We start from the raw sequence: 24,941 nt of genomic DNA, 5'->3' as shown, positions 1-24,941 counted from the left end.
GCAGTCCACCCAAGCTCTAACAACTCCAACGCATACTCACGCACAGCCGAACCAGACCACCTACCACCCAAGAGCGCAACTCCCTTCCAAAAAAACGTTGCACTCATCATCTGACACCGCATATATGGCAGTGCGGGCCGTTTTCTCCTGGGTTAGGACTCGTAATCTAGAACCCCGCGCCCAGAACCCGTACCTACCGCGTAGAGGGGCGCTCCGGATTCGACACGTCCACAACCTTCACGCCTTGCACCGTGAACAACAGCTTCGCGACCTGGGCTTTCTCTACAGAATCCTTGGAGTTCCCCCAAATCAGCTCCCTCCCGTCGCGCATCGCGAAGGTCAACTGCGCGGCATCTTGGGAGGTGACGGCCTCGATTTCGGCGCGCAGCTCTCCGGGCATGTCCCCCAGCGCACTCAACGCCGCAACCACGAGTTTCTCGGTTTTCCCGCCGAGCTTTTCCACGTCCACATCCACTCTAGGCAGCCCGTCCACATCTCCGGGAGCGACCTCCAAGATGACCGAGTCTCGGTCAATGCCGACGACTTTCCCGTTTTGCCTCACGGTGGCAACCGGAACTCGCTCCACGACCTTGAGATCGATGCCTTGGAGCCAACTGCGACTCATTTTCACGTCCTGCAGGGCCGGAACCGCTTTCAAAACGGCTTTCTCGACCGGACCTGCCGCCAAGCGCGTCAAAGGCGTGCCTTCAAAACCCGCCGTCGCCTGGCAAATCGCCGCTACATCCGTTGTCTTCGCCCCGTTCACGACGCATTTGTCTAGGTGGTAGGCAAAAAGCGGGGAGAAAAACACCACGAAAGAAACCACCCCTACCCCAAGGAGGATTCCGACCAAAGTTGCCACCCGAATGTGACGAGCGTGGCGGCGCAGGAACTCCCGTTCCTCCAGACGATCCATGAGTTCTGTGTTTACCTTCGAGCTAGTGCCGGTATAGATATCGGCACCAGCACTCGAGGACCCGAGAGCTTCCGAGGACTCCGAGGAACCTCCGGAGGCCAAGGCATCCGTAGCCCCAGAACCCTGAGAAATCGTCGTTTCACTAAGGGATTCTCCTGAGGCGGAAACCTTTGCTGCACTGTCAGTTGGCTCATCCCCCGCCTTCGCGCTGGGATCCTTCTTCACCGGCTCCTGGGTTTTCGGATCCACCACGGGACGGCGACGCTTTGAGCGATGTGCCCCTGATTCCGCGTCGCTGCGGTTTTCTGGTCTCCCGACATGGGGCCTGGTGGGTGGCTTCAAGCGCAATCACCTTCTCCGAGTCCCGCGGCGAGTTTATGAGCGACGTGAGTGATTGAACCCGCCCCCAAGAACAGCAGGAGATCCCCGGGTTGAGCCGCTGCGAAAGCCACGTCTCCGGCCGCAAACATGTCTTCCACAAAACGCGCCCGAGCACCCATCTTTTCCGAGATAGTATTCCCGTTCACTCCCGGCAGGGGGGCTTCCCGCGCCGCATAGACTCCGCAAATCACCACTTCATCGGCGAGAGACAAAGCCTTCGCAAACTCGTCTTGGAAGGTAAAGGTGCGTGAATAGAGATGCGGTTGGAAACAGACCAGCAAGCGTCCTTCTCCGGCCAGTGCGCGAGCCGCTTCTAAGGTGGCTTCAATCTCGGTGGGGTGGTGGCCATAATCGTCATAGATTCGCACCCCTTCGACCTCACCCACAAATTGCATCCGCCGGTTCGCGCCGGAGAATTTCCCTAGCGCCGCCGCGAATTGTCCAAGATCGAGCCCCAGAGCGCTTGCCACCCCGAGGGCCCCGGCAGCGTTGAGGAGCATGTGTTTTCCCCCCACGGCGAGGCGCAGTTCCCCCGAATAGACGATTTCACCGGTTTCACCAGCGGCATGGTCTTCCCCAATCTGGCCCGAATTGGCTCCGTGGCCTTTGCTGACCTCTACCGGTGCCACAGCAATCCCCGCGCCCAGACTCGGCTCCCCCAACTTCACCACCAAATCCGCTCCCGGAAGCCCCGACCCGAAGCCGTAGGAAATCCGCCTGGCCGCGGGATTAAACCGCCCCCATAACCGCTGCACTCCCGGGTCATCCCCGCAGGCCACGACAGTGCCACCGTCCCGCAACCTCTCGGTGAACTCCACGAAAGCCGCATCAAACGCCGCTTCGCTCCCCCAATGATCCAAGTGGTCGGCCTCAATATTCGTCAAAACCTCCACTAGCGGCGCATAGTTCAAAAACGACCCGTCCGATTCATCGGCCTCAATCACAAAAGCGTTTCCCTTGCCGAGCCGCGCGCCCGTTCCGAGAGCGGCAATCACTCCCCCGATTGCGAAACTCGGATCCGCGTCGCTGGCGAGTAAAGCCGCCGCAATCATCGCGGAAGTCGTGGTTTTCCCATGCGCGCCGGCCACCGCCACGAGGTCGTGGGAGCGAGTGCAGAAGTCGAGGGCTTGGGAGCGGTGCCAAATCTCCAACCCGAGCTCTTCGGCGCGCACTACCTCCGGATTGTCTTCACGAACTGCCGAAGTCACTACGAGAATCGCCCCCGCGGGAACCTGTTCGGCGCGGTGTCCCACGTAGACCTTCACCCCGAGCTCCCGCAACTCCGGCAGAGTGTCCGCCTCTTGCCGGTCAGATCCGGAAACCGCATATCCCATGTCTTGCAGCAAATGCGCCACGACGCTCATGCCGGCTCCGCCGATTCCCACCAGGTGAAACGCCTGGTGGGCCGGGACCTCGTGGGCTGAAGTCACATTGGAAAGATTTGAAGAACTGTCTTTCACAGTACCTCCTTGATGAGTTCGGCCAAGTTGGCGGCGCCCCTAGTCGTCCCCGCCACCGCGGCCGAGGCTCGCATCGCGGCGTTGCGTTCGGGGTCAAGCATGGCAGCGACACTTTCCGCCACGGCAGTCGGGTCGGCTTTCTTCTGGTTCAACAAGAAGGCTCCGGAAGCTTCTACCACACCGCGAGCATTCAGCGCCTGTTCCCCGTTCCCGACCGGGAGCGGAACATAGAGGGCCGGAATTCCGAGAGCAGAGTTCTCCGCAACCGTCGCGGCTCCGGCGCGGCACACGACTGCGTCAGCCAGGGCTAGTGCATGGTGCATCTCGGTGAGATAATCCAAGACTTTATAGCGGTCTCCCAGCCCTGACTCCGTGACAAAGTCGCTTACTTCCGCGGCTTTACCTTTTCCGGTGAGGTGGACGACCTGGAGGTCGGGTACGGTTTCGGAAACTTTCAACAAGGCGCTGGGGAGGGTCTGGTTCAAGAAGAGAGCCCCCAGGGAGCCTCCGGTAACCAGGACCGTGGGACGCCCCGCGTCCAACCCGAAAAATTCCGCGGCAGCCGCGCGAGCCAAAACCCGAGCTTCCGAGTCTCCCAGCCGTGCGGCGAGGTCCAAGATCTCCGGACGCAGCGGCAAACCGGTCACTTCCGTTTTCCCATGCAAAGCCTTTAGCGGGGTGCCGGGGAAGGTCAGAGCCACGGTGTTTGCCCAGCGGGCGCCGAGCTTGTTGGCCATCCCCGGGCGGGCATTTTGTTCGTGGACGAGGAACGGAATTTTCAAGCGTCTGGCTGCCATGTAGGCGGGAGTCGAAACGTATCCGCCGAAACCAACCAGGGCTTTGACTCCGCGTTCGGCAAAAAGCTCTTCGAGGTCTTTTACAGTGCGGCGCAGCCGGACGGGAAGTCTCACCAAATCGGGGGAAGGACGGCGCGGCATCGGCAGCCGCGGAATGGTCAAGAATTCCAAACCGGCGGCGGGAACCAGCTCGGACTCCAGGCCTTCTTTGGTGCCGAGAACCAAGGGAACGAACTCCAAACCGGTGTTTTTGAGCGCCGCGACGGTGGAAAGAAGCGGATTGACGTGGCCGGCGGTGCCGCCGCCAGCGAAAACTACAGCCGGTTGGTTCACGATTCTAAGCCTAACGGTTTTTCTTGCGGGTCTTGGGAGTGCTGGGGCGAGAGGAGGATAAAACTGCGAGGGAACGCTTGAGGGGGCGACGCCGAGCCTGCCAGGCCGCTTGGGCTCCCGGCTCGTGACGGGCGAAACACAGCGCCAAACCGACGGCCCCCATGATGGACAAGAGGGAGGAGCCACCCGAAGAAATGAGTGGCAGGGGCACCCCGATAATCGGGAGGAGCCCCACTACGGCGCCAATGTTGATCAGGGTTTGGGAGAAAATCCAGCCGATGATTCCCCCCACGACGATGGTCTGGAATTCGGAACCGGAGCGTTGCATGATACGGATAAACGTCAAACACAGCACGGCGAACAGCCCCAATACGAGGAAGGTTCCCATGAGGCCGAATTCTTCACCCAGAATCGCGAAGATATAGTCTGTGTCGGCCTCGGGAAGATAGGACCATTTTTCGCGGCTCGCTCCCGGCCCGACTCCGGTCAGGCCGCCGGTCGCGAGGCTCCACAAGCCGTGTTGACGCTGGTAGCCGATACCGGTGGGGTCGGTGGTGGAAGCATCCATGAAGCCAAAAACGCGGCGACGGCGGTTTGGTGAACTCATCACCGCCACCGCGGCACCGAAAGCCCCCACCAGGACAATCCCCAGAAAATAGCGCATGGGGATTCCCGCCACAAACAGTGCTACTAAAATGAGCGAGGCCATCACCATGGCGGTTCCGAGGTCACGACCGGCCATCACCAGACCGAGCGAAGCCAGCACCGGCAGGCCGACCATTATGAACCACTGTTTTTTATCCCCCGCGCGGCGCAGGTCGGGGTCAGAAAGCATTCTTCCGAGGAATACGACCAGAGCGAGTTTCATAAACTCAGAGGGTTGAATCGAAAAGCCGGTTCCGGGGATGACCAGCCAGTTCGTGTTGCCCCCCGCGGCCGCGCCGTGAAAACCGGGAAGGAAAACCAGGGTTTGCAAAACCCAAGAGGCGATGAGAAACACCCAGGCGAGCCGCTTATAGAATCTCGGTTTGAGACGAGACGCCACAAACATCACGACCAGCGACGCCACGTAGATTAGCGAGCGTTTCCCGAAAGAGAGAAACGGATCCGCGTTATTATCCAACGCAGCAATGGTCGAGGCGGAAAAAACCAGAATTAGACCGATGATGAACAACAGCAGGGTTGTCACCAGCAAAAGGTAATAACTCAAAACCGGCTGGTTTTTCATCTCCGCCAAAAAATCTTCGAGACGCGAGGATTTTTCGGTTTTTTCTAGTGGCGGCGCGCTGTCAGTCTTTGCGGAATTTGTGGGGGCGGAACTGGAAGGGAAGGCGATAAGTTTCGCTGGACGCGTTTGCGCCGCAGTATCACCCGAGATGCTCCTCGCCATGTTGTCCCTCCGCTAACTGCCTCGCGGCGCGGGCAAAAAGTTCGCCGCGCTCCCCGTAGTTTTTGAACTGGTCCCAAGAGGCACAAGCCGGAGCGAGCAAAACCACATCCCCCGGAACCGCCAAGGCGGCAGCCGCTTGAACCGTTCTCTCCATAAGATTGTCCCCCGGATTGATGCGTTTCAGCGGAATTTCGGGGGCGTTTTGGGCAAATGCTTCCTCAAAAGGCTCCGGGTCGAGTCCGATGAGGACCGCCGCCTTCACTTTCGAGGCCACGACCTCGACGAGAGAATGGAAATCTTGGCCTTTCGGGTCTCCCCCGACAATCCACACGGCGTGTTTTTCCGCCACGTCGCGCAGGGAGGCTGCGGCCGCATGGGTGTTGGTGGCTTTGGAGTCATCAATATAGGTCACCCCGTTAACAACTCCCACCACGGCGCGGCGGTGCTTTTCGAGTTCGAACTCCTGGATGCCGCGCCGCACCCACTCCGGCTGGAGCCCGTAGGCTCTAGCCAAACCGGCAGCCGCCAGCGTGTCTTGGAGAATCGCGGATGTTGGGGTCTCTTGGCCGGTAAGGTGCTGGAGGTCAGTGAAACTTGCCAACTCCAGCGCCTGTTTTTCGGGATTTTCCCCAAAGGCACGGTCAACAATCAGGTCCTCAATCACTCCGAGGAAGCCAGGAGCGGGAATCCCAGGCGTGAGTCCAATCATGATTTTCGGGTCGAGACCGGACTGGGCGAGAACCTTGGTCGGGAGCTCTTCGGTGGCGGGATAGAGCGCGGCGCGCTGAACTCCCTTATAGATCTTTGACTTGTCCCAAGCATAGTCATCAGCCGAACCGTGCCAATCAATGTGGTCAGGAGCGAAATTCAGCCACACGCTCGCCCAGGGCGCCAGTGTATACGTCGAGTGCAGTTGCGCACTGGAAAGCTCCACCGCCAGCGCATCGACCGCACCTTCGGCGGCCACCTCAACAATCGGAGTCCCGTAGTTTCCGACTGCCGTCGCGACCACGCCTCCGGTGATGAGCATTTGCGCGAGCATCCCGGTCGTGGTGGTTTTCCCGTTGGTGCCGGTGATACAAAGCCACTTGCAATCCCGATTCGGCCCTTCGGCTTGGATTTGCCACGCAAGTTCCACTTCGGACCACAGCGGCGCGGCGGTTTCGGGGAGACGGTAGAGTGGGTTGCGCGGGGGGATGCCGGGGGAAACGATAAAGAGTTTGTGGTCACCTCCCGCGGCTTGCTCGGCTTGGGCTTCTTCCCCTTTCGCGGGGCAATACGCGGCGCGATCACCAAGAGCCTCCCGTGCCCTCACGAGTGCCTCTTCGGAGGCGTCATAGCAGGTCACCTTGGCGCGGAGGGAACTCAGAACCTCGGCCGCAGCAATCCCAGATTTGCCGAGGCCAAGCACCCCAATCGAAGCGCCAGCAAATTGTGAAGTCATTAGAGTCTCGCCACCCAATCGAAATAGAACAGGCCCACTCCCGCCGCGGCCATGATGCCGGCAATAATCCAGAAGCGAATCACGACCGTAATCTCTTTCCATCCCAACAGTTCAAAGTGGTGGTGGATGGGAGCCATCTTGAAGACGCGTCGATGCGTGGCTTTGAAGAAACTGACTTGGATGATGTCGGACAGGACTTCCACCACGAAAAGCCCGCCAATGATCACGGCGAGAAACTCGGTGTGAGTGAAAATCGAGATCCCGGCGAGCGCTCCGCCGAGAGCCAGCGAGCCGGTGTCCCCCATGAAGATTCTTGCCGGAGAAGCATTCCACCAGAGGAAACCGATGAGTGCCCCCACAATCGCGGCGCAAACAATCGCAATGCCAAGCGGATCACGGGTCTCGGAGTAACACGCGCTCGCGACCGCGTCAGTGGCCTGGCAGGATTGGGAGGATTGCCAAAAGGACATGAGTCCGTAGGCTCCGAAAACGAAAATCGAGACCCCCGAAGCGAGCCCATCGAGCCCGTCCGTGAGGTTCACTGCGTTAGACCAGGCTGCTACCAGGAAGTTGGCCCAAATCAGGAACAGCACCACCCCGAGCCCGATTCCGGCAAAAGCCAAGTCGATTCGCGTGTCGCGAATGACGGAAATGTGGGTGGAGGCCGGCGTAAGCCCGCGTTCATTTTCGAAACCCAGGGCCAGGCCAGAAAAGACCGAGGCCACCACGAGTTGCCCCAAGAGTTTTCCCGTGGGATTTAGTCCGAGAGAACGATGTTTCGAAATTTTAATCCAGTCATCGAGCCAACCGATAAAACCCAGTCCCACGAGGAGAAACAGAAGCAGAATCTCGGAGGCGGAGGGCCCGCGGTGGGTCTGGATTCCGATTTGGAGATGCGCCGCTCCCCAGCCGAGAACCACCGCGGCTATAATCATGACCCCGCCCATGGTCGGGGTGCCGCGCTTGGTAAAGTGGGCGGTAGGTCCGTCTTGACGAATGAACTGGCCGAATTGCTTCTTGACGAGCCAGTTGGCGTAAGCCGGAGTGGCGAACAAAGTCACGAGGAGCGAAACCATGCCGGCAAGGAGGACGGCAGTCATCGCACGCGGCCCCTTTCCTCAATTGCCTGGGCCAGTTTCCAAAGATTCGAATCATTGGAGCCTTTGATGAGAATCAAGTCGCGGGGGCGAACCACTTCTTGGAGCAGCCTCCCCGCCGCGACTTCATCCAAAGTGTGGTGGTGTTCCCCGTCGCGACGCAGCGCCGAATAAGCCGATTCAATATTTTTCGCCAAGGGCCCGACCCCAATCAGGACGGGAATCCCAATCGAAGCGCAGTAACGTCCGATTTCTCCGTGCAGTTGCGGAGCAATCGGGCCGAGTTCCAGCATGTCACCGAGAACTGCCACAACGCGACGCTGCGAAGCATATTTGGCTAGAACATCCAGGGCGGCCTTTACTGAATCCGGATTCGCGTTATAGGCATCATCAATAAGATCCACTCCGTCTGCCAGGTGCATCAGGTGCATCCGGTGTTCAGACTGGGGGGTGGCCTCGTTCAAAACCGCAGCAATCTCGGTGGCGTTCATTCCCGCAAGATGGGCAATCGCTGCCGCCGCAAGCGCATTAGAAATATGGTGGGCACCAATGAGTTTCAACGCTACCGGCGCCTCTCCGGTGGGTGTCGTCAAAGTGAAAGCCCCGCGAGATTCCTCGTCCACTTTGACATTGGTGGCGCGAATCGGGGTGGCTTTCCGGTTGGAGAAATACATAAGTCTCCCAGACGTTCTCCCACTCATCGCCTCGACTCTCGAGTCATCGGCGTTCAAAACGGCGACTCCGCTCGGGCCCAGGCTTGCCACAATCTGGGATTTTTCCGCAGCCAAGGCTTCCACCGAATCGTAGGACTCCAGGTGGGCGGTGCCGACCATCAAGACGGCAGCCACATCGAGGGTCGCAATATTGGTCAAATATTCGATGTCACCGGGCTGAGAGGCTCCCATCTCCAAAACGAGATATTCCGTGTCGGGGTCGGCTTTCAGAACCGTCAAAGGCAGACCGACTTCGTTATTGAAAGAAGCCTGCGGAGCCACGGTGTTGCCTTTGGTGGACAGAAGCTGTTTCGTGAGGTCTTTCGTAGTGGTCTTGCCTGCCGAGCCGGTGATTCCGACTACAAGTTTGAGTTTGCCGTTTCCGTTGCGGGTTCGGCGGCGCAACTGGTCGAGGTGGGCTTTGGCGATTTCGCCCAGCGCAAGTTGGGTATCAGGCACTTGAATCAGCGTCAGCTCGCTCAATTCCTCCGCAGTAGCCCAGCCAGCCTCCACGATTTCTTCGGGAGGAGTCGTGATGAAAGCAACTTTCCCGCCGCGGCGTGCTACTGAACCGAGGAAGTGGTGGCCATCCGTGTTTTCTCCCGGCAGGGCGACAAAGACATCACCGGCCCCCACCAGGCGAGAATCCGTGAAGACCCCGCCTTGCACTCGCGTCGAATTTGTGCCCGGCTCGAGCCCCACGATTTCTCGCAGGGCATCAATCGTCATGTCGATCAAGGGTGGGCTCCTTCAAAAAAATTTTTTTGCAAATAACGCCTTTTATCTTATCCCAAGTCTCGCTGGGCCAGAGCTTTGCGGGCCACCACGCGGTCATCCAGGTCATATTGCCCGTCGGGGGTGAACATGATTGGTTCTTGGCCGCGTCCCGCAAGCACGACCGTGTCTTCCGGTTTTGCTTCGAGAATTGCCTGTTCAATGGCCTTTTCACGGGGTGCGACTTCCACGAATTTTTCTTCAAAACCCTTGAATCCGGCAATGACATCGCGGCGGATTCCTCGCGGTTCTTCTTCGTGAATATCCCCGTCCGTCACGTAGGTAAAATCGGCCAGCTCCGCCGCAATCCGCCCGAGAATCGGACGCTTGCCTTGATCCCGCTCGCCATCAGCGCCCATCACCAAGAGCAATCGTCCCTTGGTGGAGGTTCGTAAAGTCTCCAACAGCACCTGGGTAGACCCCGGGTTGTGGGCAAAATCCACAATCACTCGCGGAGAATCCGCCAGCAGCTCCATTCGCCCGGGAACCTCAAGTCGGATCGGGTTCGCAGTGAGGTGGCGCAACATGTTGCCATCCACCTGGCGAGGACTCGGGGACAGACCCGTGACGACCATGACTATGGCCAACGCCGAGTTGATGGCATTGAAAGTCCCCGGCATCAAGACCTGGACTTTTGCCTCTTTCCCGTCAAAACACTTCAGGTGGAGCTCGGTGAAACCGCCGTCGAGTTGCTGAATGTCCGCCCGCCAATCTGCGGGGGTGCCATTGGTTGACAAGGTGACGAATTCGTGTTGGCCCTGACGATCCAGTTGTTCTGCGAGGCGCTTGCCCCAATCGTCATCAATGATGATGACCTGACGATCCGAGCGTTTTTCCGAGAACAGCGAGGCCTTCGTCTGGAAATAGTCCTCCATCGTGACGTGATAGTCCAAGTGGTCTTGAGACAGGTTGGTGAAACCGACACAAGCAAAACGCAGCGGATCCACCCGCCCCATGGCGAGCGCGTGGGAAGACACCTCCACCACCATGTGATCCACATTCTCTTGGACGGTGGAAGCCGCAAATGCCTGGAGTTGCGGAGCTTGCGGGGTGGTGATGAACGCCGGAGAAGTCTTCTTGCCGATAGCGGCCTCCACCGTTCCGACCAGGGAAGACAGCTTGCCGACCCGATGCAACATGTGGCGAACGAGATAGGTGGTGGTGGTTTTCCCGTTCGTTCCCGTCACGCCCCAGGTCTTGAGGCTATCTGCGGGATTCCCGAAGGCGATAGCGGCGGCTCGTCCCGCCGCGTGTCCCACGTCCGGAACCACGATAACCGGAAGGTTCAGTCCCTCCAGGAGGGCCAATCCCGCGGCATCGGTGAGAATCGCCTGGGCACCGCGCTTAGCCGCATCGACCCCGAATTTGGCGCCGTGAACGTGGAACCCGGGCATGGCTACAAAGAGCTCTCCGCCTCGAACCGCTCGGTTATCTACCACTGCGCCGCGAACTTTTCCATTGGTTCCGTGGAGAGTCCCCCCCACTGCGCTCGCAATCTCGAAGGTATCTACCCAGTTCAGGCGCTCCAAATCGGGCGCATAGGGATCAAAGGCTACATCCAGAGCCATATTATTTATTCTCCAATCGGATACAACTGCGGAACTTCATTAGTGGGTGGAATACCCAGCTCTCTAATCGTAGCGTTAGCGATGTCTTTAAACGCAGGAACCGCGACTACCGAACCGTAGATTGAGGAAGTCGGGCGGTAGACAACCACCGTGATTACCACCCGCGGGTTGTCTGCCGGAAGGACGCCGGTAAATGATCCAATGTTGCCGGTTTGTTGGCCGTTCGCGGCAATAATCTGGGTCGTTCCGGTCTTGCCCGCGATGGGGTATCCCTCGATTTTTGCGTTCGGGGCGCCACCTTTTTCGGAGATGACCCCTTCCATCATGGTGAGGATTTCACGGGAGGTCTCCTTGGTGTAGACGCGTTTACCGGCATCAACCGGTTTCTTTTCGACCGTTCCGTCCGGCTTCGTCCACGACTCGATGAGATGCGGTTGGGTACTCACTCCCCCGTTGGCAATCGTGGCAATACCGTTGGTGACCTGGACAATCGTGGCAGCAATACCTTGTCCGAACATGATGGTGTAGCGTTGCCGCCCGTCCCAATCCTGATAGTTGGCGAGCAGGCCGGAGGACTCTCCCGGGAGCTCGATACCGGTGGGTTTCCCGAATCCGACCTGGCGGAGCTTGTCGTAGCGCTCCGAGTCTTTCACCAAATCCCCCACCTGAACAATGCCAACATTGGAAGATTGCGCGATGATTCCTGCCGCAGTCAGTCCCTGGGTGCCGTGCGGGGTAGAGTCACGGAAAGTCTGCCCGTTTGACATCGTGATCTGGGAAGGCACCGTGAAGGCGCTGGTGGGCTCGAGTTTACCAGCTTCCAAAGCCGTAGCCATGGTGTGTACTTTGAGGGTCGAACCGGGCTCATAGACGGTGGATACTGCCTTGGAGCCACGGTCGCTGTCCTTCGATTTGGATGGCTCGGCGGGATTAACCGTGTTGGTCTCGCACAGGGCAAAAACCTTGCCGGTGCCGACCTCCTGAACTTCGGCCAGGACGACCTGGGCCCCCATCTGTGCTTTCGTGTTTTCCACCACTTGCTGACAGGTGTTTTGCAAATCGAGGCGGATGGTGGTCTGAATCGACTGACCCGGAATTGCCTCCTTCTTGTAGTTGTCTTCCACCGGAATGGTTTGGCCTTTTCGCCCAATCTCCGTCAGGGCTTTTCCGTCAACTCCCGCGAGTTTAGAGTCCTGAGATAGTTCCAGACCCGCGAGACCCACCCCGTCAATATTGGTGAAACCCACAATATTTCCGGCCACATTTCCGTTGGGATAGATGCGTTTCGTGATCTCTTCCGGCTCAATTCCGGGGATGCCGAGTTTTTGAATCTCCCGCCACACTTCCGGAGTGACTTCTTTGGCGATGTAGACAAAGGTGGATGCCTCTTTATCCGGAGCCGCCACGAGTTTCCCGCCAAGTTCTGCCGGATCTGCCTTCAGCAGCGGAGCCAGTTTCTTCGCTGCCGCCGCCGGCCCGAAAGCCTTCACTTTTTCGCGTCCGTATTCGTCCCGCTCCGCAACCTGCTTGCCGTCTTTCGAAGTCATCACGGGTTCGAAGTAGGTGTTGATCTTCACCTGGTTCACCCCGATGTTGTAGCGCTTTACCGAGGTCGCCAAGGGCTTTCCCGAAGCGTCCACGATATCGCCCCGCTGCGCCTTGATGACATACGAACGGGAACGCTGTTCTTGCGCGGCTTGCGCCAAGGCCGGCCCCTCCACCAACTGCACCACCACGAGACGCACCGCAAACACGGCTAGGGCAAGAATAATGAACCCAGCCAAAAGATTTTTCCGAAGACGACTCACGATTCCAGTTTGCCTTTACTGACCCGAAAATCCGCGACCCCACGCCGCGATACCTCCCCCTCTCCCCTGTAACTCGTGAAATTTTGGGGCTCTCTGCCATAGTTGGCAGCAATGGTCGAATTTGCACGAGTTACAGAGCCAAGGTCAACTAGCTACAGATTATTTCGCCGGCTCGCCAGCGGTTATGGTTCCCGCTTCGATACTGATATACCCCGGATTTCCGGCCGGAACCAGCCCGAGTTCTTTCGCCTTTTCGGCGAGTTTCTGGGGGGATTGCGCCTCGCGGGCGCGAGTGACCAGGTCGGCGTGATAATCCTGAAGCTGGGATAACTCCTGCTGGTCGGCATACATTTCGTAAGAAGTAACCGCCATCTGCGTGTTGATGACTACCGGAATAACCAACGCCGCCACCAGCATAGTTGCGATAGCCATCCACATGGGCCAAGCAAAGTGGCGGCGTTTCGCGACTGCCGGCACCACTTGGAGCCGAGGTCGGGGAGAACTGGCGCCTGTGGTCTGGGGACGCCAGGTAGTCTGGGGTTTTCGTAAAGCGAGGCTGGGTTGGACGCTCACGGGTTCCTCCTGGTTTTCTCGGGTTCAACAAGGGTTTTCGGGTCAAAGTGGGTTTCTTCGCGCAGGCGAGCCAAAGTTGGGAATTCTTGGCTGATTCGGTGAGCGCGGTCTTCGGTTTGTGGAGTCTTCTCCGGTTCGCGGAGTTTTTCGACAGCGCGCAACCGAACCGACTGGGAACGCGGGTTACGAGCGATTTCGCCGTCATCAGCCAGCTCGGCTCCCCGAGTGAGATCCCCCAACCAGGACTCAGCCCAAGGAGGAACGACTGGAAGCCCTTTGGGGACCTCGGGTTGTATTCCGGGCGAAAAAGCCGCTTTCACCAGGCGGTCTTCCAACGATTGGTAGCTTTCTATCACGAGACGGCCGCCCACCTTGAGCGCGCGGAGAGCTGCGGCAAGGAAGTTCTCCAGATCGTGCAGCTCGTCATTTATCGCCACCCGCAAGGCTTGGAAAGTGCGTTTAGACGGGTTGCCGCCGTGGCGTCTCGCGGGAGCAGGGATGGTGGCCTTGATGAGGTCGGCAAGTTCTCCGGTAGTCACCAACGGCGCAGTGGCGCGGGTTTTGACGATATTCTTCGCAATCTGCCAAGCAAATTTTTCCTCGCCGTAGGTTCGCAACACCGCGGCGATTTCTTCCGGACTCGCCAGGGCCAAGAAATCTGCGACAGTGAAACCGTGGGCTTGGTCCATGCGCATATCGAGCGGCGCTTCGGGAGAAGAATAAGCGAAGCCGCGTTCCGGGTCGTCCAATTGTAAAGACGATACTCCGAGGTCAGCGAGAATTCCGTCGATCTTTGTCAGCCCGCGAGCGGCCAGGATTTCTTCGAGTTCTCCATAGGTTGCCCCCACGATTTCAAGTCGATCTTTGAACGGCTCGAGGCGTTTAGCAGCCACCGTGCGAGCATCCTTATCGCGGTCAATGCCGATAATTTTCAAGTTTGGGAAGCGCTGAAGCAATAGTTCGGAGTGTCCCCCCATCCCCAAAGTGGCATCCACTAGAACCGGACGCTCTACAGGGACAAGCGCGGGTTCCAGGAGTTCCACGCAGCGATCCGCCAGCACCGGCTGGTGGATTTGCGTGACATCGTGAATGACACTCATGGGGTGGGGGTCTCCTTTTGTTGCGATTTGAGGAAATTTAGTTATTCGGTTGTTATTCGGTTGTGGCCACCCCAGCAGGCGGGTTTTACTGAAGTCAGTCATGGCCTCGAGTAGAGACCGTCAGGTTTCCCACCGAGGTCTGCCTGCGGGGAAGCACATTCAGAATTCGGGGGGACACCTCACGGGCGCGACTTCGGGTTCTATAGCAGTCCGGGCACGATTTCCTCCGCAACTTCAGCAAAAGCGTCTTCGCTTTCGGCTAGGTAGTTATTCCAGGTCTTGGCATCCCAAATTTCCATGCGCGCTCCGGCCCCAATCACTGTGAGGTCTTTACCGAGGCCGGCATATTGACGGAGATTGGCGGGGATATTGATGCGGCCCTGTTTGTCGGGGATTTGGTCAGAGGCTCCGGAGAGCATGACGCGGGAGAAACTGCGGGCTTGCTTGTGGGTCAGGGGGGCCTGACGCATTTCTTCGTAGATGTTTTCAAACTCGGAGGTCGGGAAGGCATAGATACAGCGTTCCTGGCCGGGAGTGAGGACAATGCCGGACGCGAGCTGGTCGCGGAAGCGCGCCGGAAGAATCAGGCGCCCCTTCTCGTCGAGTTTTGGCTCGTAAGTTCCCAGGAACATGTCCCCTCCTTCCCCAGTTTTCCGCCACCGGACTCCGCGCAGAATCCGGATTCTCGTCACCTTCCTCCACTTTACTCCACTTTCATCCACAAATTAACCATTTTTCGATTAATAAACATAATTTAACAAAATTATCCTTGAAACTATAAGGATTTAATAGTGGAGGGAAAAATTCGTTTCTGCGTTTTGCGGGCGCCCGAGAGGAATGCCCGCAGCTGAAGCAGCTGAACTCGAGTGAAATGAAAGAAAGGGTTTTTGCTGGAAGCAAAAACCCTTAGCGCGAGAAACCTGTATTAGAGTTCGGGACGCTGACGGCGTTCCCATTTTTCTTGTTGGCGATCCATGAAGCTCCCGCCACTACGCGCCGCGGCGGGACGCCGAGACTCTGGAGCAGCCTTGGGCTTTGTCCCGATACCGAAAATCTGGAGGACGCCGAGAACGACGATGACGAAGCCAATCACTCCGACGAGGGTTCCGACGAATTGGAAATTTTGGAGATATGGCGTCGCAATCAACCCCGCAACCAACACTACGATGCCGATAAGCATGAGCACCACGCCGAAAGCAACCCGCCGCGGGCGCGAACCCAAACCGGTAATCTTGGCGCTTTCACGCATTTGATCCACCAACTTTGGATCCTGGTCGGATAGTTGCGCTTCCATCTGCGCCAAGACCTGTTTTTCATAATCAGAGAGCGGCATGGCTCCTCCTTTCGGCGCAGATATTCACCCCAACGAATCAAGTCTGTGGCAATATTCTATCTATTTACCTCTTCCAATGCCACACCGGCCGCCTCGGGACGCCGCGTCCTCCTGCAGGAAACCGGCCGCGAAGGGAAAGATAAGACAAAGTCTCGAATCAGGCTAGCCTTAGTTCCAAACCCCTCAAATCCTTATCTGGAACTGGTTTAATGAAGGTATGCAGTTGTTTTTGGTGGCAATGTGGTGGGTAATTGCCCTCGTGTTGGCAATCGCCCTCGTGGTGAGCGCTCGCCCCCGTCGCCTCTCCACCAGATTCCACACCCACGTTTATGTCAAAGACGTGGAAGCTCTTAGCCCCGATGACGTCCGGCGCACTCACCCCTACGAAGTCACGGTGCTGATCCCCGCTTGGGAAAACTCCCACCTCGGCGAATTCCACGAACTCACTTTGAACCCCAAGGATCTCAACCCGGGGCGCGCCCGCGACGCCCTGCGATTCCGCCGGCCTCTCGGAGCCTGGGTTTCGAGCCTCGATCCGCGAGATCTCGTCTTCACGAAGCAGGAATCATGGAACACGAATCGCGTTATCAACGCCGTCCTAGTTTTGGTCGCGCAGTTTGTGGCTACCGGGGCCTCGCTTTTACACCTGGAGCTCATCTCGACAGCAGACCCCTGGTTCGTGGTGATGTTCCCCCTCATCATAGGCGGTTTTACCTATCTCATGGGTCTGGGATTCATTCATTTCATCCGCGCCCTAGTGGTCTGGGTGAGGCTTTCTTCACAGCCCGTCACAGTTCCGGCACGAATCACCGGAGTTCGCCAGGCGGTAGGTCATCAAGGTGGCTTCGAGGTATCTCTCCTGTGGGCGCCGCTGGGGATGCCGACCCAGTACAGCACCATCCGCGTTCCCTCGACCAGGCGTCGCACCTTGCTCTTGTTGCAAAAGCTCATCAACAACCAGCTCGAGGAAGAAGCTGCGGGACACTTCCGGGTGCAAGTCGAACGACCCGAAACCCCGCCGCAAACTGCCGTGTCAATGCTACAAACTCCCCAGGGACCCGCCACTATCAAGATTACGGCTCTGCCTTCGAGTGATCCTCGCAGCGACCCGCGACCCCCGAAAGCGCGGGCGGCTGCCGAAAAAGCGCGCGCCAAACGGGAAGCTGAGCTCTTGGCCCAACGCGAGGCTTTTGAGAAATCCACGGCGAAGGCTCGCATTGAGGCTGCCAGTCAGGCCGAGCTGGGTTCGCCTTCTCTGGGTCTTGATGAACTCGCCGCGGAGGGACCCCAGGCTTGGTACTATCCGCTCAACCCGGGGAGGGTTAATCTGGTCGGTTTCAACACGGGAGCAAGCCAGCGCGGGAGACTCGCCGGTGTGGCTTTCCTGTGGTTCCTCGTGGCTCTCGGAGCGGGAGCAGCCGTAGCCTATTTGGGATTTATCCATCCAGAAACCCTCTTCCCCGTTTATGTGCATCCGAATCCGGACTACGAGCCGCTCGGGAAGTGGGAATAGGACGAGACTGCGCCGGTTAGTTCACCCCCACCGGCTACGCTCTCAATCCTCCACGTCACGGCGGTGACGACCGCGACGGGGACGCAATTTATCGATATTGCGTCTCTCGTAGGGGGTATCACGCAGCGAAGACAAGCCGGAATTGGCGTTCTTGCCAAAATCACGGTCGAGATTCTTCAACTGGAATCCCTTGGTGAGCCGGTCGGTCCGCTCCAAGAATTCCTCCAGCCTCGCCCCGAGCTCATCTGCCGTCGGTAGGGGTTCCGGCTCGGTTTCGATAATCGCGTTCGGTTTCGCCTCGTCAAAGTTTCGTTCCAGCAGCTCCACAATGGTTTGCGCCTCGGGAGCCTGCTCCACCATTTGGTTAATCTGTCCCAAGGTGACCGTCGCCGCCGCCTCTACGTCCCCTACCGGAAGCGCCAATCCGGTCTGGGCCACAATGGCCTGCATCAAAGCCGCGGCCGCCGGTGGATAATCGCCTTCCGCCAAGTAGTACGGCACCGCCGCAATAATCCCCGAAGTCTCAATCCCCGCTTCCCCCAAGGCGTATTCCAGAAGCTGATCCATCCCCGCGGGGATCATCATTTCTCCCTGCATCTTCGGTTGCATCGGGAGGGAATCGGGACGAGATCCGTGCATATGAACCGGAGTCGGGCGGGTGTGCGGGACACCGGCGGGCATACCGGTTATCCCCACGGTTTTTTTCACGCCCAGCTTCTTGATGATCTCCATAATCGCTCCCACAAAGGAGTTCCATTTCGCATCGGGTTCCGGCCCGTGGAGAACCAAGAAGTTGGTGTCATTGTCATCAGACAAAAGGTCGAGGCGAATTTCTGGCATTTCGAGATCCGAAAAATGCCACTTCTCAAAGTGCAGCCACGGACGATGGGAACGAAAATCAATCAGCAGGTCCGAGTTGAAGATAGCAATGTTTTTGACCGGCAAGGTTTCCACCAGGTGCTCGATGAGACCGCGACCGGAATGACCGGCATCCATGGCGCCGTGCAGGTGGTGCAGCATCACCTCCGCGTGTACGTCCAGATTTGCACCGGGAAGAATTAAAGAATCTGTCTGGTTCATTTTTCTCCTTGCCTTTCTTAATAGGTTACCGCTTTGGGACGCATTTTCGCTTGGGCAAGGGTTTTGGGTAATAATTGAATACCCGATTTTACTTAGGGAGCGATCATGGGCGAACCGCAACAAGACGATAACCTGCGACAAAGCGAGATAGCTAAGGAACAGCGCTTTGTTGACAAAGCATATGAAGCTCTCGATGCTTGGCGCGAACTCTACCGCGACCAACAAGCCAAGATTGCTGCCCAGATTTCCGCCAATCCCTCCGCCAGAGCTGACCGAGACGCCCTCGCTGCCCACTACGGAGACGAGGCCGCGCGGCTAGAAAGCGTGGAGAATCACCTCGTCTTTGGACGCCTCGACATGGAAAACGGCGCTAAATTCCACATCGGAAGGGTGGGGTTGCGCGAAAACGAGGAGGCTCACCCCGAAAAATCCCCGAATGCTTCCGAGCTTGACGATGCGCTGTCCCACCAGCTCCTCATTGATTGGCGCGCCAAAGCCTCCAGGCCTTTCTACCAGGCCACCGCGATAGAGCCGATGGGGGTGGCGAAACGGCGCCACCTGGGAACGGAACTGCGCCAAGTCGTTTCGGTCGAAGACGAGCTCCTCAATGTTGACGCCGCTGATGAGACCACTTTGCAAGGTGAGGGTGCTTTGATGGCGGCGCTGTCCAAGGCGCGCGGCGGGCGGATGCACGACATTGTTTCCACCATCCAGGCCGAACAGGATCGCGTCATCCGCACGGATCTCAACGCTTTCCTGGTGGTACAAGGCGGACCCGGAACCGGCAAAACCGCGGTCGCACTGCACCGCGCAGCCTACCTTCTCTATGCCCACCGCGACCTGCTGGATTCCCAGGGAGTCCTCGTTATCGGGCCGAGCAAGACTTTCTTGCGCTACATCGAGCGGGTGCTGCCGGCTTTGGGCGAGACCGGGGTCGTGAGTGAAACCATCGGGGAAAGTTTCCCCGGGGTGAAAACCGTCGCGGAACGCCCGAGTTTGCGGGTTCTCAAAGGCGATACCCGCTGGATTAAGGTCGCGGCCGCCGCAGTGGCAGATCTGAAACGTCCTCCCACCGAGACCCAGGAACTAATCCTCGACCACGTACACCTGACCCTGCCCGTCAGTTTGGTCAAAGAGGCGATGGAGGCCGGTTCCCACGCCGGTTCGACGCACAACCAGCACTGGGCGGCTTACGCCAAATTCCTGGTGCGGGAACTTACGACCCTCTACGGGGGTGAAAATGCGCGAGCGGAAGATCTTGGCTGGATGACCGAGGAAATCCGCACTTCTCCGGTAGTTAGGCACGTCATCAACCAGATGTTCCTCCCCGCTTCGGCTCCGGAACTGTTGGAACGCCTCTATGCCTATCCACAGTATTTGGAGCGCATAGTGAAGAAATCGGGGGTGGAATTCCACGAGAGCGAGCTCCAGGCCTTGGCTCGCCCGAAAGGTTCACCGTTTACTGACTCGGATGTCCCGATTTTAGATGAACTCGCCGAGTTACTGGGCCCGCTGCCGGGATTGACGGAAGACGCCGCGGCTTCGCGGGCTCGCTCCGCTCGGGAAGTGGAGCGCGCCCGCGAGGCTATCGAAGCCATGGATCTCGGGGGCGGTTTGGTGAACGCCAAAATGCTGGCCGCCGCTGCTCGCGGAGTCACCAACTTGTCTCCCCTAGCGGAGCGGGCTCGCAAGGATCGAACCTGGGCTTATGGTCACGTGGTGGTAGACGAGGCCCAAGAATTGACCCCGATGGATTGGCACCTGTTGTTGCGCCGTTGTCCCTCACGATCTTTCACGGTGGTGGGAGACCTCAATCAGGCTCGGGATGCGGGTGGGGCCGAAAGTTGGGAGGAGTTGCTCGGTCCCGCGGCGCGGGCCAATCCGGTTTTGGCGGCGCTCACCATCAACTATCGCACGCCGGAACGCATCATGACTTTGGCCGAAAGTGTGCTGTCGGCCTATGGACATAGGATGCTGGTGCCTTCTACTTCGGCGCGCGATTTGGAAGATTGCTTAGAGGTAACAACTCTCGAAGTCGGCGCTGGCCTCGAGAAGCTCGTGGACAAGACTCAAGAAATTCTACGCCAAGAGCTCGCGCTTTTAGAAGCGGAAGTGGGTGATGGCGCAGGCAAGGTGGCGGTGATAACGAATCTTGGCGCCGAGTTTGCCCGCGGTTTGGGGCTGGAAGGGAAGGATCCGCTTGATGACCAGTCGGCCTGTTTGAGTCCCCAAGCCGCCAAAGGCCTCGAGTTTGATGTGGTCATTTTGGTCGAGCCCGCCCAGGTCGCCCGCGTGTCCCTTGGTGACCTCTACGTGGCGATGACCCGCCCCACCAGGCGACTCCACATAGTGAAATCCGAGATTCTTCCAGGCCTCGACGCTGACGTATAGTTGAGCTATGAAGAAGATACTATTACTCGAAGGCCCTCATGCTGTTGCCGATAAGGTGTTTGCGGATGCAAATATCCAGGTTGATCGCGTAGAGGGTTCTCTCGCAGAGGATGATTTGATCAAGGCCCTGCAGGGCTATGAAATGGTGGGAATCCGTTCCAAGACGAAACTCACCAAGCGCGTGTTCGAAGAGTGCCCCGACCTGATTTGTGCCGGCACCTACACCATCGGCACGAACCAGATTGATGTCCAGGCGGCAGCTCAACACGGGGTGGCTGCGTTCAATGCCCCCTATTCCAATACCCGCTCGGTAGCGGAACTGGCGATTTCGGAGATTATCGCCCTGGCGCGTCAACTGCCGGTTCGCAACTCGCATCTACAGCAAGCCGATTGGCAGAAATCCGCTAAAGGCTCCCACGAGGTGCGCGGCAAGACGCTCGGCATCATTGGTTATTCTTCGACCGGAACCCAGCTTTCCATTCTGGCCGAAGCCATGGGGATGCGGGTTCAGTTCTATGATTTGGCGAAAAAACTCCCGATTGGGAACGCGAAACAGTGCAATTCGATGGAAGAAGCGCTCGAAGGCGCCGATTTCGTGAGTCTGCACGTTGATGGGCGTCCTTCTAACGAGAAAATGTTTGGCGCCAAAGAGATTGCGATGATGAAGCCCGGGTCGAAACTGTTGAACCTCTCCCGTGGTTTTGTCGTTGACGTGGAGGCTTTGGCTTACGCTCTGGATTCGGGGCATCTCGGCGGTTGCGCCGTGGATGTTTTCCCCGAAGAACCCCTGAAGAACGGCGATCCTTTCGAGAGCCCCTTGATCGGGAAAGAAAACACCATTTTGACTCCCCACATTGGCGGGTCAACCCTCGAAGCTCAGGAAGACATCGGCTGGTTCGTTTCCGGAAAAATCTGTAACTACATGGCAAACGGTGAAACCGTCATGAGCATAAATATGCCGAACCTGTCGCTAGAACCGACTGACTCGACTCGGTACCGGATGAGTGTGATTCACAAGAACATCCCCGGCGTGATGGGCCATATTAACCAGCTCATGGCTGAGGCAAATATCAACGTGGAAGGCCAGATTCTTGGCACCAATGGCCAGGTTGGCTACGTGATTGCCGATATTTCTTCGGAGCTACCTGAGTCAGCGGTCGATGAAATCCGGGCGATGGAGCCTACTATCCGTTGCCGCGTGATGCCGCTGCAGGAGATAGAACGCGACGAAGAAACCACTGTGAACTAAGGTTTTTCGAACCATTAATGTGTTGCCGCCAGTCGGGTCAACTAGCCCCACTGGCGGCAACACATTAAACTGAACATATTGCTGACTCATTTTTTGGAGGAAACCGTTTTGACTGAACCCGTTGACCTGCGAGGACTTGCTCCCGCTGCCGGAATCCAGCTCCCGAGATACGTTCATACTCCACCCGAAAACGAGTCAGAACTCACTAAACGGATGCGCGAACTGTACGACCCGAAAGTTCCCCATCAGATTCCCGTCACCGACGAGCTGTTGATTGACATGCTCCGTCAGATTTCCAATAAATATCCGCGCCGGATTGCCCTGGATTTTTTCGGAGCTACCACCACCTACCGGGAACTGGTCGAACGGGTGCAGCGCACCGCCGCCATGTTGCGCGCTCAAGGCGTTGAGAAAGGCGATCGGGTTTCGATTGTGGCGCCGAACTGTCCGCAGTTTATCTATGTTCTCTACGCTTGTCTCCAGCTCGGGGCGGTTTGTGTCCTCCACAACCCTTTGGCGACCCCCATCGAGCTCAAATGGCAGTTTGAGAATGCCGAACCGAAAATCGTTTTCATGTGGCAAAAGGCTGCCGCAGCCGCCACGCCCATAGTCGAGGAGGTCGGTGCCTCCCTTATTTCCATCGACATGTCTCGTGCCCTTCCAAATCATTTGCGCCTTGCCTTGAAGTTGCCGGTAAAGGCGGCGCGAGAAATGCGAGAGCAGATGTGTGATCCGGAGGCTCACGAGATTCCCGATTTCGATAAACTCTTGGCTCACTATCGCCCTTTCAACCGCATCACGCGGGTGGATCCCGATATTCCCGCGATGCTGCTCCACACCGGCGGAACTACCGGTAAACCGAAGGCCGTTATCCTCACCAATCGCAACCTCATCACCAATCTCAAAGCGAATGCAGTGTGGGTAACGAAGTTGCGGGAAGGCAAAGAGACCTGGTTCTGTGTTCTGCCGTTCTTCCACGCTTACGGGCTAACCCTGTCTTTGAATGGGAATCTCGCCATGGGTGGAACTGCGGTTTTGTTCCCGAAGTTTGATGTCAAAGCGATTTTGAAGGCCCAAAAGCGGCGCCGAGGAACCTTCATCGTGGGGGTTCCCCCGATTTTTGACCGCCTGGCTAAAGCGGCCGAGAAAGACCCGAAAGTCGATTTGACCTCGTTTTCCTACGCAATCTCGGGGGCAATGCCACTTACCGAAGAAGTGGCTCAGAGATGGGAAAAAACCACCGGCGGCTACATTATTGAAGGCTACGGGATGACCGAGACTTCCCCGACGGTTCTAGGCTCCCCCATGAGCCCCCAGCGCCGCCTCGGATATATGGGCATTGTGTTTCCCTCCATCCAGGTTCGCGTCATCGATCCCGAAACTTTTGGAGATGTTACCCCGGGAGAAATCGGCGAACTTGTCGTCAAAGGCCCCGGCTGCTCCCCCGGATATTGGCGTGACCAGGTCGAGACGAATGTTTTATTCACTCCCGATGGCTGGCTTCGCACCGGAGACCTCGTGGAGGAAAACGAGGGCTTTTTGAAGATGTCTGATCGGCGCAAAGAGCTCATCATTATTTCCGGATTCAATGTTTACCCCTCAGTTGTGGAGGCCGCGATTGCGTCTATGCCTCAGGTACAAGAAGTGGCGGCGGTGGGAATCCCTGACCAGAAAGACCCCGCCCGTGGCGAGCAGGTTCACGCCGCGATTGTCCTGAAATCGGGAGCCTCCCTGGATTTGGAGAAAGTGCGGGCTTGGGTGGCTGATACCTTACCTCGCTATGCCATGCCGCGTTCGGTGTCTTTCCCGGACAGCCTCGAAAAGAACCAGCTCGGCAAGATCCAACGCCGCAAGGTTCGCGAGTCCGTAGTGTCACGGCTTTCGGAAGGCGTCCAGATTTAACTACTTTAAAATCACTGACGAGGGAAATGTTTCTTGAGGAAATTCTTGGGCGTGATTGCCTGAACCGAGGAACCTTTGAAGTCACGCGTATTCCGGGTGATGATGTAGTCGCAGTTTGCCGCCTTGGCCGCCGCGGCGAGTACCCCGTCCTCAAAGTCTGACAGATGTTCCACGTAAGCTTCTCCGATTTCACGGTGGGTAACGTCGGCAACTTTGAGTAAATTCAGAGTTCTCCCCAAAGCGCATGTGTTGCCGTCCCCTCACGTCGGCGCGGCTCCGAGAGCTCCGCAACCACGTGACCGTTCTTGGTGATCAGGACGCTCTCTTTTTGCGCCAGGCTCAAGTATTTCCCGAAATTCTGCTTCACTTCAGTAGCTGTGGCGTACATGACTTCCCCCTTTGATTTACATGTCTTATCCGAAATTTTAGGCGATTTAAGGTGCGCAATCAGGAGAATTTGTGCGATTTCTAACTTGACTATTGAAAATTCGCACGAATTACTTTACATCATCGCGATAATGTATTTTGCGATATTGCAAATGTATGCTCCTACGCAGGAGAGTCGAGGATTTAGTGCGGGGCCTTGAGGGAGGAGATGGCGGCTTCGAAGTCTTCGATGGAGTTGAAGTCAGAATAGACCGAGGCGAAGCGAAGATAGGCCACTTCATCAAGGGACTTCAGGGGCTCAAGAATCGCTTTCCCCACATCTTCGGAGTTCACAATGGCAGTGCCTTTTTGCCGCAGAGCCTCTTCCACCCCTTGAGCTAGCAAAGCCAGCTGGGCCTCAGTAATGGGTCTTCCTTGAGTAGCCTTAGCCATACCGGAAATTACCTTGTCCCGAGAAAAAGGCTCGGTGACACCGGAGCGTTTTTTCACGAGCAGCAAGGTGGTCTCCAGAGTCGTAAAGCGCCGTCCACAGTTAGGGCATTCGCGACGTCGGCGAATCGCGGTGCCATCATCCGAGGTGCGCGAATCAATGACACGAGAGTCGTCGTTATGGCAAAACGGGCAATGCACGGAAAGGCCTTCCTCGAGCTGGTTCCTGGTGCTTTCACCGTAAGGCCAAATCGAGTTTTTCGCAACCCTAGGCGCTAAAGCCAGAGCCATGACTTTTCCCGC

21 protein-coding genes are annotated in these 24,941 nt (G+C 57.6%); 4 read left to right on the top strand and 17 right to left on the bottom strand.

Annotated features, from left to right (window positions below; all coding sequences use genetic code 11):
- Positions 1-193: 193 nt before the first annotated feature.
- From FYJ63_RS06370 to FYJ63_RS06310, 13 genes are all read right to left on the bottom strand, one after another.
- A complete protein-coding gene (locus FYJ63_RS06370; RefSeq protein WP_229770021.1) occupies positions 194-1,264 on the bottom strand; it encodes a cell division protein FtsQ/DivIB in 1,071 nt (356 codons plus the stop codon).
- On the bottom strand, positions 1,255-2,757 hold the full coding sequence (locus tag FYJ63_RS06365; protein ID WP_277028384.1) for a UDP-N-acetylmuramate--L-alanine ligase: 1,503 nt from the start codon (positions 2,755-2,757) through the stop codon (positions 1,255-1,257). The genes FYJ63_RS06370 and FYJ63_RS06365 overlap by 10 nt, the downstream gene beginning before the upstream one ends.
- Positions 2,754-3,887 (bottom strand): undecaprenyldiphospho-muramoylpentapeptide beta-N-acetylglucosaminyltransferase, encoded by a 1,134-nt coding sequence (gene murG, locus FYJ63_RS06360; protein ID WP_277028385.1) that lies wholly within the window; start codon positions 3,885-3,887, stop codon positions 2,754-2,756. Before murG ends, FYJ63_RS06365 begins: the two co-directional genes overlap by 4 nt.
- Before the next feature lie 10 nt (positions 3,888-3,897).
- Complete coding sequence (gene ftsW / locus FYJ63_RS06355) at positions 3,898-5,277, bottom strand: putative lipid II flippase FtsW (protein ID WP_154544888.1); 1,380 nt, start codon at positions 5,275-5,277, stop codon at positions 3,898-3,900.
- Positions 5,255-6,721: a UDP-N-acetylmuramoyl-L-alanine--D-glutamate ligase gene (murD, locus tag FYJ63_RS06350; RefSeq protein ID WP_154544886.1), complete on the bottom strand. Its 1,467-nt coding sequence runs from the start codon at positions 6,719-6,721 to the stop codon at positions 5,255-5,257. The genes ftsW and murD overlap by 23 nt, the downstream gene beginning before the upstream one ends.
- Complete coding sequence (mraY, locus tag FYJ63_RS06345; protein ID WP_154544884.1) at positions 6,721-7,821, bottom strand: phospho-N-acetylmuramoyl-pentapeptide-transferase; 1,101 nt, start codon at positions 7,819-7,821, stop codon at positions 6,721-6,723. Before mraY ends, murD begins: the two co-directional genes overlap by 1 nt.
- Positions 7,818-9,260 carry a UDP-N-acetylmuramoyl-tripeptide--D-alanyl-D-alanine ligase gene (locus FYJ63_RS06340; protein ID WP_229770024.1) on the bottom strand — a complete coding sequence of 481 codons (1,443 nt, stop codon included), beginning with the start codon at positions 9,258-9,260 and terminating at the stop codon, positions 7,818-7,820. The genes mraY and FYJ63_RS06340 overlap by 4 nt, the downstream gene beginning before the upstream one ends.
- Positions 9,261-9,316: 56 nt before the next feature.
- Complete coding sequence (locus tag FYJ63_RS06335) at positions 9,317-10,873, bottom strand: Mur ligase family protein (protein WP_154544880.1); 1,557 nt, start codon at positions 10,871-10,873, stop codon at positions 9,317-9,319.
- A 5-nt stretch (positions 10,874-10,878) separates the two neighbouring features.
- Positions 10,879-12,681 carry a peptidoglycan D,D-transpeptidase FtsI family protein gene (locus tag FYJ63_RS06330; RefSeq protein WP_338106855.1) on the bottom strand — a complete coding sequence of 601 codons (1,803 nt, stop codon included), beginning with the start codon at positions 12,679-12,681 and terminating at the stop codon, positions 10,879-10,881.
- Positions 12,682-12,840: 159 nt separating this feature from the next.
- On the bottom strand, positions 12,841-13,254 hold the full coding sequence (gene ftsL, locus FYJ63_RS06325; protein WP_229770020.1) for a cell division protein FtsL: 414 nt from the start codon (positions 13,252-13,254) through the stop codon (positions 12,841-12,843).
- Positions 13,251-14,354 (bottom strand): 16S rRNA (cytosine(1402)-N(4))-methyltransferase RsmH, encoded by a 1,104-nt coding sequence (gene rsmH, locus FYJ63_RS06320; protein WP_154544878.1) that lies wholly within the window; start codon positions 14,352-14,354, stop codon positions 13,251-13,253. The genes ftsL and rsmH overlap by 4 nt, the downstream gene beginning before the upstream one ends.
- 200 nt (positions 14,355-14,554) lie before the next feature.
- Positions 14,555-14,986, bottom strand: coding sequence for a division/cell wall cluster transcriptional repressor MraZ (gene mraZ / locus FYJ63_RS06315; RefSeq protein ID WP_154544876.1), 432 nt, complete (start codon positions 14,984-14,986; stop codon positions 14,555-14,557).
- A gap of 293 nt (positions 14,987-15,279) precedes the next feature.
- Positions 15,280-15,687 (bottom strand): DUF3040 domain-containing protein, encoded by a 408-nt coding sequence (locus tag FYJ63_RS06310; protein ID WP_154544874.1) that lies wholly within the window; start codon positions 15,685-15,687, stop codon positions 15,280-15,282.
- A 217-nt stretch (positions 15,688-15,904) separates the two neighbouring features.
- Here FYJ63_RS06310 and FYJ63_RS06305 point away from each other — a divergent pair, with 217 nt between their 5' ends.
- Positions 15,905-17,200, top strand: a complete 1,296-nt coding sequence (locus FYJ63_RS06305) for a hypothetical protein (RefSeq protein WP_154544872.1) — start codon at positions 15,905-15,907, stop codon at positions 17,198-17,200.
- A gap of 42 nt (positions 17,201-17,242) precedes the next feature.
- On the opposite strand, the gene FYJ63_RS06300 is transcribed toward FYJ63_RS06305, so the two are convergent.
- Complete coding sequence (locus FYJ63_RS06300; protein ID WP_154544870.1) at positions 17,243-18,280, bottom strand: PAC2 family protein; 1,038 nt, start codon at positions 18,278-18,280, stop codon at positions 17,243-17,245.
- Between the two features lie 105 nt (positions 18,281-18,385).
- Between FYJ63_RS06300 and FYJ63_RS06295 the strand changes: the two genes are divergently transcribed.
- The 3 genes from FYJ63_RS06295 to FYJ63_RS06285 all read left to right on the top strand — a co-directional run bounded on the left by FYJ63_RS06295 (position 18,386) and on the right by FYJ63_RS06285 (position 23,822).
- Positions 18,386-20,671, top strand: a complete 2,286-nt coding sequence (locus FYJ63_RS06295; RefSeq protein ID WP_154544868.1) for a HelD family protein — start codon at positions 18,386-18,388, stop codon at positions 20,669-20,671.
- Positions 20,672-20,678: 7 nt separating this feature from the next.
- Entirely contained in the window at positions 20,679-21,920 is a 1,242-nt protein-coding gene (gene serA, locus FYJ63_RS06290; RefSeq protein ID WP_154544866.1) for a phosphoglycerate dehydrogenase, read from the top strand.
- Positions 21,921-22,028: 108 nt separating this feature from the next.
- Positions 22,029-23,822 (top strand): AMP-binding protein, encoded by a 1,794-nt coding sequence (locus FYJ63_RS06285; RefSeq protein WP_154544918.1) that lies wholly within the window; start codon positions 22,029-22,031, stop codon positions 23,820-23,822.
- Positions 23,823-23,833: 11 nt separating this feature from the next.
- Here the strand turns inward: FYJ63_RS06285 and FYJ63_RS06280 are convergent, their stop codons facing one another.
- The 3 genes from FYJ63_RS06280 to nrdR all read right to left on the bottom strand — a co-directional run bounded on the left by FYJ63_RS06280 (position 23,834) and on the right by nrdR (position 24,929).
- Positions 23,834-23,995: a PIN domain-containing protein gene (locus tag FYJ63_RS06280; RefSeq protein WP_154544864.1), complete on the bottom strand. Its 162-nt coding sequence runs from the start codon at positions 23,993-23,995 to the stop codon at positions 23,834-23,836.
- Positions 23,996-24,045: 50 nt separating this feature from the next.
- Positions 24,046-24,210 (bottom strand): type II toxin-antitoxin system Phd/YefM family antitoxin, encoded by a 165-nt coding sequence (locus FYJ63_RS06275; RefSeq protein ID WP_154544862.1) that lies wholly within the window; start codon positions 24,208-24,210, stop codon positions 24,046-24,048.
- 182 nt (positions 24,211-24,392) lie between these two features.
- Positions 24,393-24,929: a transcriptional regulator NrdR gene (gene nrdR / locus FYJ63_RS06270; RefSeq protein WP_195839351.1), complete on the bottom strand. Its 537-nt coding sequence runs from the start codon at positions 24,927-24,929 to the stop codon at positions 24,393-24,395.
- Positions 24,930-24,941: the final 12 nt, after the last annotated feature.

Source organism: Mobiluncus porci, from assembly GCF_009695935.1.
In the GTDB taxonomy this organism is placed as follows: domain Bacteria; phylum Actinomycetota; class Actinomycetes; order Actinomycetales; family Actinomycetaceae; genus Mobiluncus; species Mobiluncus porci.
The sequence above is the reverse complement of the archived record's forward strand: the minus strand, read 5'-3'. Positions and strand labels throughout refer to the sequence as shown.